Here is a 13,906-nt window from a genome sequence, read left to right as displayed (position 1 = left end):
TAGTGGCTAAGATTTCCAAAAAATGGTTGTACCGCAAGGCACAAGCACTTGTGAATAGTAAGAGGGAATCGATAAAATAGCAATCTAACAGTTTTTAAAAAAACTTATCAGTAGTTAGCAATCCAAGCGGGATACCCATACAGTTTTTTAAAAGTCTTTTGTTGTTTGCAAAGTGATCATTGTTTGCACTGTTAGATGTTTTTCCGTATAATAGCTGTATTGATTTATTTGAAAAAACGTACAGTTACTGGAGGAAAAAAATGGGAAGTTATCAAACAAGAAGTGAAAGACATCATCAACCAAAGAAGACGATAAAAAGACCTACTAAAAAGGCGGTGGTCTCTTTGATGGGGGCAGGAATGATGTTAGCGCCAATGACGGTCACTTTCGTTCCTCAACAGGTACAAGCTGCTGAGAATCAATACGCGACGCAGGACATCTCAGGTTTTATTGAGCAAATTGGCTGGTCAGCACAAGATGTTGCTGCCAACAATGATCTCTATGCTTCTGTGATGATTGCTCAAGCGATTTTGGAAAGCGGCTATGGTTCTTCCGCGTTATCCAATGCACCCTATTACAATTTGTTTGGGGTCAAAGGCAGTTACAACGGACAAAGTGTCTATATGCCTACACAAGAGTATTTGAATGGTCAGTGGGTAGAGATGAATGAACCGTTTCGTCAATATAACTCTTACTGGGAATCGTTTCAGGATCATGCGAATGTCTTGCTCAGCACGAGTTTCGCGACAGGAACTGCTCATTACAGTGGTGTTTGGAAAAGCCAAACAACCTCATTTTATGATGCAACGAATTACTTGACGGGGCGCTATGCTACCGATCCAGGGTATGCACAAAAACTGAACTGGTTAATTGAAACGTATCAGCTCACACGCTTTGATACTGGGACAACGCAAAGTACCGCATGGACAAGTACAACGAGCACGACTAGCACGAGTACTACGCAAACTACAACGACGACTCAGGTAAACAGCGGATCTACAGCGCAGAGCTATCACGTTGCTTCAGGCGATACACTTTGGGATATCGCCAATAAATTTGGCACAACGGTCGACGCTCTAATGGCAACAAATGGGTTATCTAGTGAGGTCATTGTTGTTGGCCAAGAATTAATCGTTTAATTATCTGATACCGCCTTAAGAATGATTGCTCTAAATGGCATCATTCTTAAGGTTTTTTTGTAATGGAAAAACAAAATCAAGAAAGTGAATACAAACAAATATAAAAAAATAAGAAAAAACTTGAAATTGCTTACTTTTTATTCGCAACTCGGGGTTATTTTAGGTAGAATGGAAGAATAAGAACGGGAGGGATTTTCAATGACAAAAATCTATCAATCGGTCAATGAGTTAGTTGGGCATACGCCAATCGTCAAATTAAATCACATCGTAGAAGAAGGTTCTGCGGATGTGTATCTGAAATTAGAGTTCTTCAATCCTGGGGGAAGTGTCAAGGACAGAATTGCTTTAGCCATGATTGAAAAAGCAGAAAAAAATGGCTTGTTAAAAGCTGGTGATACCATCATCGAACCAACATCTGGGAATACTGGGATCGGCTTAGCCATGATCGGTACGGCAAAAGGCTATCGTGTCGTGCTGGTTATGCCAGAAACCATGAGTATTGAAAGACGTAAAATTGTTCAAGCTTATGGCGCAGAGTTGATTTTGACCCCTGGGTCTGAAGGAATCACTGGTTCTATCAATAAAGCAAAAGAATTAGCAGAACAAGACGGCTATTATATGCCATTACAATTTGAAAACCCAGCCAATCCAGAAGTCCATGAAAAAACGACAGGGAAAGAAATTGAGGATGCGTTTGAATCTAAAGGGTTAGACGCTTTTGTTGCTGGGATCGGCACAGGTGGCACGATCACTGGTGCGGGGAAGGAATTGAAGCGCGTCTATCCTAATTTGAAGATCGTGGGCGTTGAGCCTGCAGAATCAGCTATTTTAGGAGGTGGCAAACCTGGTCCCCATAAGATCCAAGGGATCGGCACGGGATTTGTTCCTAAAGTACTAGACACTGAGATTTATGATCAGGTCATTGCCATCGCTAGTGAGGATGCCATGGAAACTGCGCGTCAAGTTGGGATGAAAGAAGGAATCTTAGTAGGAATTTCTTCTGGTGCAGCGATCAAAGCGGCATTAGAGGTTGCTAAGGACTTAGGAAAAGGCAAAAAAGTCTTAGCGATCGTACCAGATAATGGTGAACGCTATTTGTCTACGGCACTGTATCAGTTTGAAGACTAACAAAGAGGGGGAAAGCAGGCATTCGTTTGTCTGCTTTTCTTTCTCGAAAAACTGAGGGAAGACGGGCTGGGCAAATGCGTTATTCCTTTAAAAAAACAAGGAAAGCTGTTTGAATTTTTAGGTTTTACATAGTATGATAGGTAAGATAAGAGAAATGGAGGAACTCCTGTGAGTACGATCTACGATGAAGCGATCAAACGATTAAAACATGAAAATATTCGTATTACACCGCAGCGAGTAGCGATATTAGAATTTTTAGCCAGTCACGATGCCCATCCGACCGCTGAAGAGATTTATCGGGCGATCGAAGTTCATTTTCCTGGTATAAGTGTCGCAACGGTATACAATAACTTACGTTTGTTCACAGAAATTGGCTTTGTAAAAGAAATGAATTATGGAGATGCCTCCAGTCGTTTTGATTTTACAACGGAGCCTCATTATCATGCTATCTGTCAAAAGTGTGGAAAGATCGCTGATTTTTACTATCCAGGATTGGAAGATGTCGAAATGGCGGCTTCGAAATTAACTGGGTATCAAATAAATAACCATCGACTAGAAGTTTATGGCCTATGTCCCGAATGCCAAGTGAAAGAGGAGGAAACAAAATGAAGATAATTTCTACAGATCAAGCACCACAAGCAATCGGTCCTTATGTTCAAGCAAAAATCGCAAACGGCTTTTTGTTTGCTTCTGGTCAAGTGCCATTAGATCCTGTTTCGGGGGAAGTTGTCGGTACGACGATTGAAGTACAGACTCAGCAAGTATTGAAAAATATCAACGCGATTCTTGAAGCGGCGGAACTTACGCCAGATGACATCGTTAAGACGACATGTTTTTTAAAAAATATGAATGATTTCGTTCCTTTCAATAATACGTATAGCACATTGTTCAATGAAGCGTTACCTGCACGTTCTGCTGTCGAAGTTGCTCGCTTACCAAAAGATGTTTTGGTTGAAGTTGAGATCATCGCAGCAGTCAAAGAAAAAGCGTAACCAACAAAGAATCGTGGGACGTCCGCATTTGCGTCGTCCCCTTTTTATTGATTCGATCCTGATAGGATGAATCTTTATGTTTCAGATGAGCCAAGGAGAAGAGGATGTAGTATGGTTTCATTAAAGGAATATTTGGCAAAAGGGCAAACGACGATTTCAAATTTGCTTTTAGAGAATTACCATCATCTTGGTTTGACGAATGATGAATTTTTGTTATGGCTGCAACTGTATCGCAGCCATGAGCAAGGCAATGATTTTCCAGATTTACGTGAGATCGCCTCGGTGATGGGCAGCGACCAAAAAGAGATCTATCATTGGTTGAATCAATTGCTGAAAAAAGATGTGCTGCGAATGGGTTCAAAAAAAGACGACGCAGGAAAAATGGTGGATTATTATGATTTCACTGGCATTTATGAACGGCTCGAGTTTCTTTTGAAGCAGCAATCTAAAAAGGAATCCGCTGAAACAAATGAAGAGAAGATACGCGAGTTGTATCGCTTATTTGAAGGAGAATTTGGTCGCCCCTTATCGGCGATCGAATACCAACGGATCGGGCAGTGGTTGGATGAGGACCACTATGATCCCGAGCTGGTCCAGTTTGCTTTGCGAGAAGCGGTCTTGAATCAAGCGTATAGTTTAAACTATATCGATCGTATTTTGCTTTCGTGGGAACGCAAGAATATTACCTCAAAAGCGCAAGTAGAAGAAGAGCAAAAAAGAAGAAAAAAACAGTTTCTTCAAAATGAAACTACGCCACAAGAAGATGGCCCAATGCCCAAAATCCCTATGCATAATTGGTTAGAAGGAGAGTAAGATACAAGGAGTTTAATTCGTCCAATGATCAGTAAAGAAAAAACAATGACTGCGATAGAAATAATGTATGAGATGTTTCCTGATGCACATGGAGAACTAGTGTCAAAAAATGCCTTTGAATTGCTGATTGCTGTCATCCTAAGCGCACAGGCAACGGATGTGTCAGTCAATAAAGTGACACCGGCACTTTTTGAAGCATATCCAACGCCGCAGGCTCTCAGCGAGGCGCCGTTAGAAGACATTATTGAAAAAATCAAATCGATTGGCCTCTATCGAAACAAAGCGAAAAATATCAAAGCTTGTGCCTCTGAATTGTTGCTGCGTTTTGGAGGCGAAGTGCCTCAAACCAGAGAAGACTTAATTTCTTTGCCAGGTGTCGGCAGAAAAACAGCGAACGTCGTTCTTGGCGATGCATTTGGCATTCCAGCAATCGCTGTCGATACGCATGTCGAGCGGGTATCAAAAAGGCTGCGCATCTGTAAACTAGACGCCAACGTATTAGAAGTCGAACAAACATTGATGAAAAAGATTCCAGATACGTTGTGGGTCAAAACGCATCACACGTTAATTTTCTTTGGTCGTTATCATTGCACAGCACGGGCACCTAAGTGTGAGGTTTGTCCATTGTTGACAATGTGCCAAGAAGGAAAACTTCGGATGAAGGGGAAGAAAACCATTTAATGGTGAACATAAACCAAAAGTAACTAGGATCAAGACGCTAAGCGAAATCGCTTAGCGTTTTTTTTGCATAAGTTGATAAAAGAACAGGTGATTAACGTAACAACCTTTGATAAAGCCGTTTCAAGTAACTGGAAAAACATAAGCTTACTGAACTTTTTTGATTACACCACTCAAAAACAGGTGGTTTTTCACAAAGAGCGCGTGTGACGATTGTTGCTCGATACGAGATTAAACCTTCCAATACGCCTTTTTATGAAAGTGTTTGTAGGCTTAATATGATGGGATTCTTTCGCAAAAATTTTAACTTCTCTTTTTTATAAAATCCTATTTTTGGTCAATAATAAGTAACGTTAATAAGAAAATTCACCTATTGGTGAAAAATAGTATTTCAAATCTGTGGAAATCATCAGTATAGTGAACTTTGTCAAAGGTTATAAGTCTTTCTCTGCTATTTTGCTAATGACAGAAAAAGCGTTGCAAATTTCGAAATGATTCTTTAACAATCTCATAATCATTTTTGTTACGGATACTAGACAAACGCAGTTTTGAAAAGATCACTTATAAGATGTGGCAAGTATAGAGGAGGAGGGAGAATGAAAGGAGAAAATGTATGGAAATTAGTTCGTATGGTTCTGTTTTGCACTCTTTTTTATGGGATAACTATTTCTACGGCAGCGGTGAATGCTCAGGAAGTGCAGTCGGTTGAAACAGAAAGCTCTGTGCTTTTTACCGGTGTTTATGAGCCTATTGGCCAACCCAAACCAGCACCGCCAGCAGGCCCTACAGAGAATATCTCGCCACCAAAAGAGGTAGCAAAACCAGGTGGCATTTTACCAAAGACCAACGAGACAAAAACTTACGGCGTAATCTTGCTTGGATTACTGCTCGTACTGGTTGCATTGTATGCGCAATATACCAAACATCGATCAAAATTTATGATGGTTAAAAAGAAAAGACAAATAATTTGAAAGCAGGGATGAATTTGAAATTCGTACGATTTGCATCGGCAGCTGTTTTAGCTGCAACTTTATTTACTATTAGCGCGGAAGCCTTCGCTACTGAAAGTGTAACAAACCATGATACAGAAGGGAAAGTTCTCTTTGTACCAAACGATAGCGAAGCGACAGTGGTTCAACCACCAAATCCTGGTCCTAATGGTCCAGATGTAGAGATCAATCCAGTCGGCCCTGAAGGACAAACAGGACCATTGACGATTGCTTACGCACCTACGCTTAATTTCGGTGAGCAAGTGATTTCTAATACCGATCAAGAATATAAGCTAGTGGCTGAATTACACAAGCTAAAAGACGCGGAAGATAGTGAAGAAAGAGTTCCGTATGTTTCATTTGCCCAAGTCCAAGATACGCGCGGGACAAATGCTGGTTGGGATTTAAAAGTTTCATTAAGTGCTTTTGAATCAGGAACACAAAATAATGAACTGACTGGAGCAAGAATTCGTTTTAATTCGCCGAAATTGGAATATAACGGAAGCAACCAAGAAAATGAACCACAAATTCATGCGGATGGATTGATTTTAGATGCTACAAATAGTGAGCGTTCGGTTCTGACCGCCGCTCAAACAAAAGGTGCCGGCGTTTCGTCAGTCGTTTGGGGCGATCAGGAAGAAATCAATCGACAAGTGGAAGCAGGCGCAGAGGTTGTTGAAAATGCCGGAATCGAATTACTTGTTCCTGGATCAACAGCAAAAGACGCTGCTCTTTATGAAGCAACCCTTACTTGGACATTGGCTGCAACAGCCGGACCGGACGGAGAAACGGTTCAATAACTTGGTTTTGTACTGAATAAAAAAGAAAGAAGGAACTAGAAATGCAAAAGATTCGTTTAGCTACGGTCGCTGTATTATCCACCACTTTACTAGCCGGAGGCGTTCAAGCCTTTGCCCAATCTTCATTAGAAACGACTACCGATAACGTTATAGGATTTACCTCAGACGGAAGCGATCTAACAGAGGTACAGCCTCCAGTCGTAAACCCAGAAGTAGAAACAATCGAACCAACACCGCCAGGGCAAACGGGTCCGTTTACCATTGCTTATGCACCAAAAACTTTTGATTTTGGTCAGAATGCTATCTCTACCAGTGATCGTTGGTATTCAATGGTTGCAGATGAGCGTAATTTGGCTGATCAATCAGGTACGACACCGTATGTATCATTTGCCCAAGTGCAAGATACCCGAGGAACGCATGCTGGTTGGACATTAAATGTTAGTCTAACTGATTTTACTTCTGAATCAGGGGATGTTTTGACTGGGGCAAAAATCAAGTTGGCAAACCCTGAGATCGTGTTCAACAAAGGCGAAGGTGATCGAGACTTACAGCCAAGTGCCGTTATCAATAGTGAAGAACAAAATGCGTTGATCCTAGATGTCAACGATCAAGACATTCCTGTCATGCGTGCTTCGGTCGGTCAAGGCGCGGGCGCTTCATCGATTTACTGGGGAGATCAAGAAAAATTGACGGAACAAAATCTTAATAAACAAGAAGACGAAATTATCAGAAATGATGATATTCAACTATTTGTACCAGGCTCTACCACGCAGCTAGCAACCAACTATACTGCGGAAATGACATGGACGCTAACTGCTTCTGTTGATAGTGGCGGCGAAACAGTAAATCCGTAAGAAGGATCATAGCTTGCAACAAGAAACAACTGGCAGGAATAGTAAATTATTCCTGCCTTTTTTGGAAGGAGAACCACTTTTGACTGAACAACGTATAAGAATGAAATGGATAAAAACGGTTACCTGTGCGGTCATCCTGCTATCATTCTTTTTTTCGCCAAGATTGAGCTATGCTCAGACAGAATCAGAATTAAACTTCTATGTGACGCCTATCTTACCAGAAAGTCAGCTGGAAGGAGGGGCGTTGGGGTATTTCGATTTAAATCTTGGGGCAGGAGAACGTGATGAATTGGCTTTAGAGATCGAAAATGGTTCTGATCAAGCGATCGAAATAGAAATTTCTGCCCATACGGCATTTACGAATGTGAATGGTGTTGTGGAATATGGCCGGGATGCAGAATCCCCTGATCCGACTTTACCTGCATCAATTGATGAACTGGTAGAGGTGCCGGAAACCATATCGTTAGATCCATTAGAAAAACGAATCATTTCTTTACCGATTGCGATGCCAGAAGAGGAATTCAAAGGGGTTTTGGCAGGTGGCATTCGAATCAATGAAGTTATTTCTAAAGAGGAGCAAACACAATCTGCTGAAGAAGGATTAGGCATACGGAATGCATTTTCCTATGTCATTGGTGTGGTAGTAAGCAACAATCGGTCCGCAATGGATCCGGGATTGGAACTGCTTGATGTTTTTGCCGATCAAGTAAATTACCGAAACGTATTTAGTGCTGTTATCCAAAATTATACATCGACATTTGTCAATCAATTGGAAGTAACAGCTGAAATTCGATCTGTTGGCAGTGAGACGATCTTATATGAAGCAAGTCAAGCAGCGATGCAAATGGCTCCTAATTCACATATGCATTTCCCAATTCCCTTGAATGGCGGTCGTTTTCGTAATGGGGAGTATGTATTAAATCTTACTGCACGGTCAGGAGAGGAAGAGTGGTCTTGGGAACAGACATTTAGCGTGGAGGCAGAAGATGCTCGCCGCTTAAATGAACTCGATGTCAATGTAGATACGTCGCTCAATTGGTGGATGATCGCCACGGCTGGTCTAATCAGCTTGTTTTTATTGCTTGTGATCATCCTAATTGTTCATAAGAAAAAAAAGGCAAAGGAAGGTGGGAATAGTTGAAATGAAGAATACCCCACACAAGGTAATAATTGCGATCATTATTGGATTACTAAGTGTGCAAACTTTTTTTCCAAGTCTGAGTAGTTTACTATTGCCAGAAATCCACGCCATCGATCACACGATTGAACCATTGGACGAAACGCAGAACATGTCCTTGCTTGATAAAGCAACACAACCGATCCAAACAAAAGAATTTGACATCCATAATCCTTTTTTTCAGTTTCCAGTTAGTGTGATTGAAGGTATCGTGGATCAACCGATCGATGTTTTCGTCGTATCAAGCCAACCGTTAGATGAGATTACGCTAGTTGTAGCGAAAGAAGCATTGATCGTGGAAGAAGAATTTGCTGCAGAAGTGAAGAGTAAAAAGCTGTCTGAAGAAGAACAGGAATGGAAGCTTACCTTTGATGAAGAGCTAATGGAGTTCGAGATTCCTATCGTCTTTAATAAAATAGGCGATTATCAACTGATTATAGGTGAAGCGGAACTAACGATCGAAGTACAGGCAGAAGATGACGGGGAAGAGGACTCGGATGATGATGCAGATAATGAAACGATCGAGACAGAAGTCTCACCATCAGAGACGCCGCAGGAAGGGGAACGAACCACGCAACCTTCCAATGACGCGAACCTAAACGAGAATCAGCAAGACACAGAAGCTGATCAAGCAGAAGCGATTGCCCAATTGACAGAACCGGTCACACCGTTAAACGAAATCAGTCACCGAGATGTTTCCAATTGGCAAGAATTTATGGCGGCAATCGTGAACAAAGATGTAAATTATATCAATATCGTAAACGACTTTGAATCTTCGGATAATCCTACTCAAGGAGTTTCTGGAGTGGCTGTGGGAAGTGCAACTTCCAACCCAACAAATGGATTAGCCTATATTTGGACCAATGCTTCTGGAATTTCAAGAACGCTTGTGATCGAAGGCAATGGGTATCAAATCGACTTTAGAGCTGTTGCTGTCGGATTTTATGATAGTACCGTCAATAGTGCAACGCCGTGGGACATTACGTATCAAAATATCGATGTCGTTCATGGCAACTGGTATGGGTTTATGAACTTTACGAATATGAGTATTCCTCAGCAAAATCTATCCAGAATGCGTTACCACAATTTAACCAACGCGGGCAATCAGTTGATCCACTCGTTAGCGACACCTGTTATTATGTCTGGCGAAGTAATATCGCATCAAACTCCGACATATACTTCCAGATCTGGACGTGTGCAAACGATCAATGCAACCAACCAAGCGAATATGGAAGTAACACAATTGGAAATTCTTGATAACGCAACAGTTGACATGTCGACAATAAATTCCGGCAATATCTATTTATATTATGCAACGGGGCGTATGACTATTGGCAATGATGCAAAGATGTCCCTGCGTGCAGCTGGAACAGCCGGTGAGGCTTTTGGAGCAAATATTTATATTGCGAATGGACGGATCAATATCGGTAATCGATCAGAGCTGCATTTGAATGCCCGAGCCAACTCCCCCGCAATCAGTATGTATGCAAGCGGCGCCCACTTTGAAATGTCTGAGGATAGCAAAGTGGTAATCAAAGCTGACGGACGTACCACAAGCCTCAATGGATGGTCCTATAACATTATCTACATGGGTGCTGGAAGCACGATGCTTATTGGAAATAAAAGCAGTGTCGAAATTGATGCAGTGAATCAAGGGACCACCACATCCGGAGTGATCCATGTAGCCGGTGCCGCCACATTTATTGTTGCTAAAGAAGGAATCTTGGATATTAAGTCAGACGGAACCAATCCCTCTCATTCCTTGATGACATTTTTGAGCTCGGCCTCAACCTTCACTTTTGCGGATGCACAACGCATCAATTTAGAGAAAACAAGGGCGGTTACCGGAAATGCAGCAAATAGTAGCCTTATTTCGATTTCCGGCAGCGGCGGGCTATTAGATGTGGATATTCAAGCAGCGAAGCAATGGCGGCATGGAAACTTGACGGAGGAACCAGACTTCAGTTGGAGTCCAATCTTCAATTTAAAAGTGAATTTTTCCTCTACCTTGTCATCGATTTCGAATGTTTCTTCCATCTCACAAGAGATCGTTGATCATTTTCGCGCGAATTTTACCACAAGAGCACAACGTATCCTATTTGAATATATTCCAGATGTCGAAGTTCATTTAGAACCATTAACGGAAGACCCGGCACTAGATGGATCAAGAATCATTAGAGGAAAAGCCACACCTTATAGTGTGATTCGTTTTGACGGAGATCCAGTTATTCCCGCACCGCAACTGCAATCACCTTCTTTTGATGATAACAGCTTGTTTCATCTTCAAGCAGATGCCAATGGTGATTTCAGCTTGACCTTAGCCGAGGGGGATCGGTTTACAAAACATAATACGGTGACGGCTTACGCTTTCTTAAATGGAAAATTCGATACAGATGAAACAGTTGTTCAAGAGATTGCCACAATGAATCCACGAGATCCGATCGCGCCAGATATTGAAGTGAACCCAGAAAATAAACCGGATATACCAGACCATTTAGGGTTTATCAGTGTCGATTTCATCTCCCAGTATAGCTTTGGAGATGTATCAATAAGTGCAGATACCAAACAGTACAAGGCATTGCCGCAACGTCTTAGCAGTGCAGATGGCTCAGTAACTGAGGAACGGCCAAATTACGTGCAGATTTCTGACCGGCGCGCTCAATTTACCGGTTGGGAACTTAACGCGACATTATCCGCTGCAGGATTTCGTAATGATCGAGGAGAAGAACTTCGGGGTGCACGAATTATTTTAGAAAATGCAGTTATGCTGACGAATGCTGCCAATTCAGCAATTCCTCCCACTTATAGTGAATCAATGATCCTTGATCCTGGGGTACCCGCTTTGATCGCTGAAGCAGATGCAAATGAAGGAAGCGGTACCTGGATTCAGCGCTACGGGGATATGGGGACGATGGGGGATAGTGTCAAACTTGAAGTTCCCATTGGATCAAATCCGCGTAACATGACCTACCAAGCAACGATTGAATGGGAGTTAAGTTTTGTCCCATCTACCGAATGATCAATGCTCAATCTTATCAAATGGAAGCTGTTGACACCTATGACAGCTTCCATTCTTGATAGGAAGATAGTGAGTAAATCGCTTGAAAAGCAGTGGGTTTTACCGTTTTTTTGCGGTAGATCACGCTTACTTCATAATAACCGCGAAGATATAGAGTTCACCTAAACTCGTGCAAAAACTATTCAAGCAGCTTTGAATCAGTTCGTCAGGTTTTGTTCAAAACCAATGATGCCAGCTGAAACAAGAGAAAGGAAACTGTATGAAGAGTAAAAAAAAGAAGTCATATCTGACATTATTCAGTGCTGGGATTTTAGCAAGCCAACTTTTTGTTTCTCCCGTATTGCTGGCGAAAGAAAGCCCTCAGCCTGATAACTATTCAGAAAATACAAATGTCGAACAGGAACTTGATGATCAAGATTCATCGGCAGCAGAAGACCAAGAGAGTCAAGAAGACGTCAGCAAAGAGCAAACGGAGGGCTCGACCGAGCTATCCACCGAATCAAATGAGACGCTTATGGATTCAGAAACAGCAGATACCGTTGTAGAAACTCCCGATTCGTCTGAAGAAGTAGACTCAACGCAAACGACCGAGTCAGCGGAAACGACCGAAATAGAGGAATCAGAGTCCACGGAACCTTCCGAGGAAGAGGAAAAAATAGATGCTGAAACGGACGATCTAGAAGTAGAAACAGAGAACAAGCCAAAAGAGACCGACTTGATTGATGAGTCATTGGCACCAAAAGAAAATGAAATTTCAACTGATAGCAACGAAAATACTGAAAATGCAAAAAAAGAGGAGCCGAAAACACCTCCGATTATTGCACCTGAGCAAGTAATAAACCCTGTCGTTCAAACACCAGATGCTACTTCTGACTTGAAAAATTCTTTTTATGATGGACGTACTATTGATTTACCAGAGAGTTTTCGGGCAGCAAAGATCGCAGATTCGAATCTGTTAGATTTCACCTTGCCGATATTAGCTGATTATGATGCGCAATGGCAAGCGGCATTCGTCTACGAGATCATCGGACAAATTGGTGAACTAGAAGAACCATTGACGATGGACGAATGGATCAATGAACGGATCAAAGCGGTTATAAATGGGGAAGCTAGCTGGATAGAAAAAGAACAGCAGGTTGAACAATTACAGCCGGGGGATCTTTTATATGACGCAAATAAGTTAATCGGTATCTACCTCGCAGATGGTTACCAAGCAAGTTTAGTGACAAATCAAGAAGAGCCAATGAAAACTGCCATCGAAGTTCAGCGGGTTTCTATCGAAGAGCCGCTATCGATCAGACGGCTATCAAATCCTGAATTGGCTACATATGGCGAAAAGCTAGTTGCTGAATATCCAGCCCCTTACGAATTTACAGTGAATCAAAAGACCCAGATGTTTATTGAAACATTGGCACAAGAAGCCCAAAGCTTAGGGCAAGAATACGATGTCTTTGCTTCTGTTTTGATCGCGCAAGCGATCCTTGAAAGCGGCAGTGGCGACAGCGGGCTTTCCAGCAGTCCCCATTATAACCTTTTTGGCATCAAAGGCAGTTATCAAGGAAACAGCGTGACTTTACCAACAATGGAAGATAAAGGCAACGGGGAACTTTTCCAAATTCAAGCCGCCTTTCGTTCCTATTCAAGTTATCGAGATTCCATGGCAGATTATGTCAAATTGATTCGCGGAGGAATCACTGGAAATCCAACCTTTTATCAAGACGTGTGGCGCTCTGAATCAAAAAACTATCTTCGGGCAGCAGATGCTTTGACGGGCACTTATGCGACTGATGTTAATTATAGTAAAAAAATCAATTCACTGATTGCGGTCTATGGATTGACGCAATATGACCAAGTGATCGCAACAGAAACAGGCTTGTTTATCCAAGGAAAAGAACAAATTCCAGAAGAGTATCGCTCCCTTATGACATTCCCAGAATACAACGGTCGTGACTACAATCTTTCTGGTTCGTATCCTGTTGGACAATGTACTTGGTATGTGTTCAATCGCGTGAGTCAATTAGGCGGTCAAGTAGATGACTACATGGGAAATGGTGGTCAATGGGGCAATACCGGACGACGTTTAGGTTACAACGTCAGTCAAACGCCTAAAGCAGGCAGTATGATCTCTTTTGCACCTGGAACAGCTGGATCTGATCCTCGTTATGGTCATGTCGCTTTTGTTGAAGCCGTTGGTCCAAATGGTATTTTGGTTTCAGAAGGAAATGTCTATGGTGGAACCACAATCTCTTATCGCGTGATCAGCAATGAATTGGCGCACTCATCAAGTGTTTCATATATTATGCCAAAATAAGGATGG

Annotated in this window: 12 protein-coding genes; all 12 read left to right on the top strand. The window is 42.0% G+C overall.

The features are described 5' to 3' along the window. Positions 1-260 precede the first annotated feature (260 nt). The 12 genes from A5878_RS08820 (at position 261) to A5878_RS08765 (ending at position 13,900) form a co-directional block, all read left to right on the top strand. Positions 261-1,139 (top strand): glucosaminidase domain-containing protein, encoded by an 879-nt coding sequence (locus A5878_RS08820; protein ID WP_074535762.1) that lies wholly within the window; start codon positions 261-263, stop codon positions 1,137-1,139. A 198-nt stretch (positions 1,140-1,337) separates the two neighbouring features. Then, positions 1,338-2,267, top strand: coding sequence for a cysteine synthase A (cysK, locus tag A5878_RS08815; protein WP_005226159.1), 930 nt, complete (start codon positions 1,338-1,340; stop codon positions 2,265-2,267). A 168-nt stretch (positions 2,268-2,435) separates the two neighbouring features. Then, positions 2,436-2,876 (top strand): Fur family transcriptional regulator, encoded by a 441-nt coding sequence (locus tag A5878_RS08810; RefSeq protein ID WP_005226158.1) that lies wholly within the window; start codon positions 2,436-2,438, stop codon positions 2,874-2,876. Further along, positions 2,873-3,259 carry a RidA family protein gene (locus A5878_RS08805; protein ID WP_015509753.1) on the top strand — a complete coding sequence of 129 codons (387 nt, stop codon included), beginning with the start codon at positions 2,873-2,875 and terminating at the stop codon, positions 3,257-3,259. The genes A5878_RS08810 and A5878_RS08805 overlap by 4 nt, the downstream gene beginning before the upstream one ends. Before the next feature lie 111 nt (positions 3,260-3,370). Continuing rightward, complete coding sequence (locus A5878_RS08800; protein WP_074535763.1) at positions 3,371-4,072, top strand: DnaD domain protein; 702 nt, start codon at positions 3,371-3,373, stop codon at positions 4,070-4,072. A gap of 24 nt (positions 4,073-4,096) precedes the next feature. Next, positions 4,097-4,753, top strand: coding sequence for an endonuclease III (gene nth / locus A5878_RS08795; protein WP_074535765.1), 657 nt, complete (start codon positions 4,097-4,099; stop codon positions 4,751-4,753). Between the two features lie 593 nt (positions 4,754-5,346). Further along, entirely contained in the window at positions 5,347-5,721 is a 375-nt protein-coding gene (locus tag A5878_RS08790; protein WP_074535766.1) for an LPXTG cell wall anchor domain-containing protein, read from the top strand. Between the two features lie 14 nt (positions 5,722-5,735). After that, positions 5,736-6,539 (top strand): WxL domain-containing protein, encoded by an 804-nt coding sequence (locus A5878_RS08785; RefSeq protein WP_008379814.1) that lies wholly within the window; start codon positions 5,736-5,738, stop codon positions 6,537-6,539. Between the two features lie 41 nt (positions 6,540-6,580). After that, positions 6,581-7,393, top strand: a complete 813-nt coding sequence (locus tag A5878_RS08780) for a WxL domain-containing protein (RefSeq protein ID WP_074535768.1) — start codon at positions 6,581-6,583, stop codon at positions 7,391-7,393. 13 nt (positions 7,394-7,406) lie between these two features. Continuing rightward, positions 7,407-8,534, top strand: coding sequence for a DUF916 and DUF3324 domain-containing protein (locus A5878_RS08775; protein WP_086295429.1), 1,128 nt, complete (start codon positions 7,407-7,409; stop codon positions 8,532-8,534). Between the two features lies 1 nt (position 8,535). Beyond that, complete coding sequence (locus A5878_RS08770) at positions 8,536-11,589, top strand: WxL domain-containing protein (protein ID WP_086295427.1); 3,054 nt, start codon at positions 8,536-8,538, stop codon at positions 11,587-11,589. A gap of 259 nt (positions 11,590-11,848) precedes the next feature. Beyond that, positions 11,849-13,900 carry a glucosaminidase domain-containing protein gene (locus A5878_RS08765; RefSeq protein ID WP_086295425.1) on the top strand — a complete coding sequence of 684 codons (2,052 nt, stop codon included), beginning with the start codon at positions 11,849-11,851 and terminating at the stop codon, positions 13,898-13,900. The last annotated feature ends 6 nt before the right edge of the window (positions 13,901-13,906 follow it).

This window comes from Enterococcus sp. 3G6_DIV0642 (assembly GCF_002140635.1).
Taxonomy (GTDB): Bacteria; Bacillota; Bacilli; order Lactobacillales; family Enterococcaceae; genus Enterococcus_D; species Enterococcus_D casseliflavus.
Note: the sequence above shows the minus strand (reverse complement) of the source record. Positions and strands in the feature narration are given on the sequence as shown.

Coding starts and splice junctions, on each gene's coding strand:
- A5878_RS08820 (WP_074535762.1), top strand. CDS start 261: ATGGGAAGTTATCAAACAAGAAGTGAAAGACATCATCAACCAAAGAAG.
- cysK (WP_005226159.1), top strand. CDS start 1,338: ATGACAAAAATCTATCAATCGGTCAATGAGTTAGTTGGGCATACGCCA.
- A5878_RS08805 (WP_015509753.1), top strand. CDS start 2,873: ATGAAGATAATTTCTACAGATCAAGCACCACAAGCAATCGGTCCTTAT.
- A5878_RS08800 (WP_074535763.1), top strand. CDS start 3,371: ATGGTTTCATTAAAGGAATATTTGGCAAAAGGGCAAACGACGATTTCA.
- nth (WP_074535765.1), top strand. CDS start 4,097: ATGATCAGTAAAGAAAAAACAATGACTGCGATAGAAATAATGTATGAG.
- A5878_RS08790 (WP_074535766.1), top strand. CDS start 5,347: ATGAAAGGAGAAAATGTATGGAAATTAGTTCGTATGGTTCTGTTTTGC.
- A5878_RS08780 (WP_074535768.1), top strand. CDS start 6,581: ATGCAAAAGATTCGTTTAGCTACGGTCGCTGTATTATCCACCACTTTA.
- A5878_RS08770 (WP_086295427.1), top strand. CDS start 8,536: ATGAAGAATACCCCACACAAGGTAATAATTGCGATCATTATTGGATTA.
- A5878_RS08765 (WP_086295425.1), top strand. CDS start 11,849: ATGAAGAGTAAAAAAAAGAAGTCATATCTGACATTATTCAGTGCTGGG.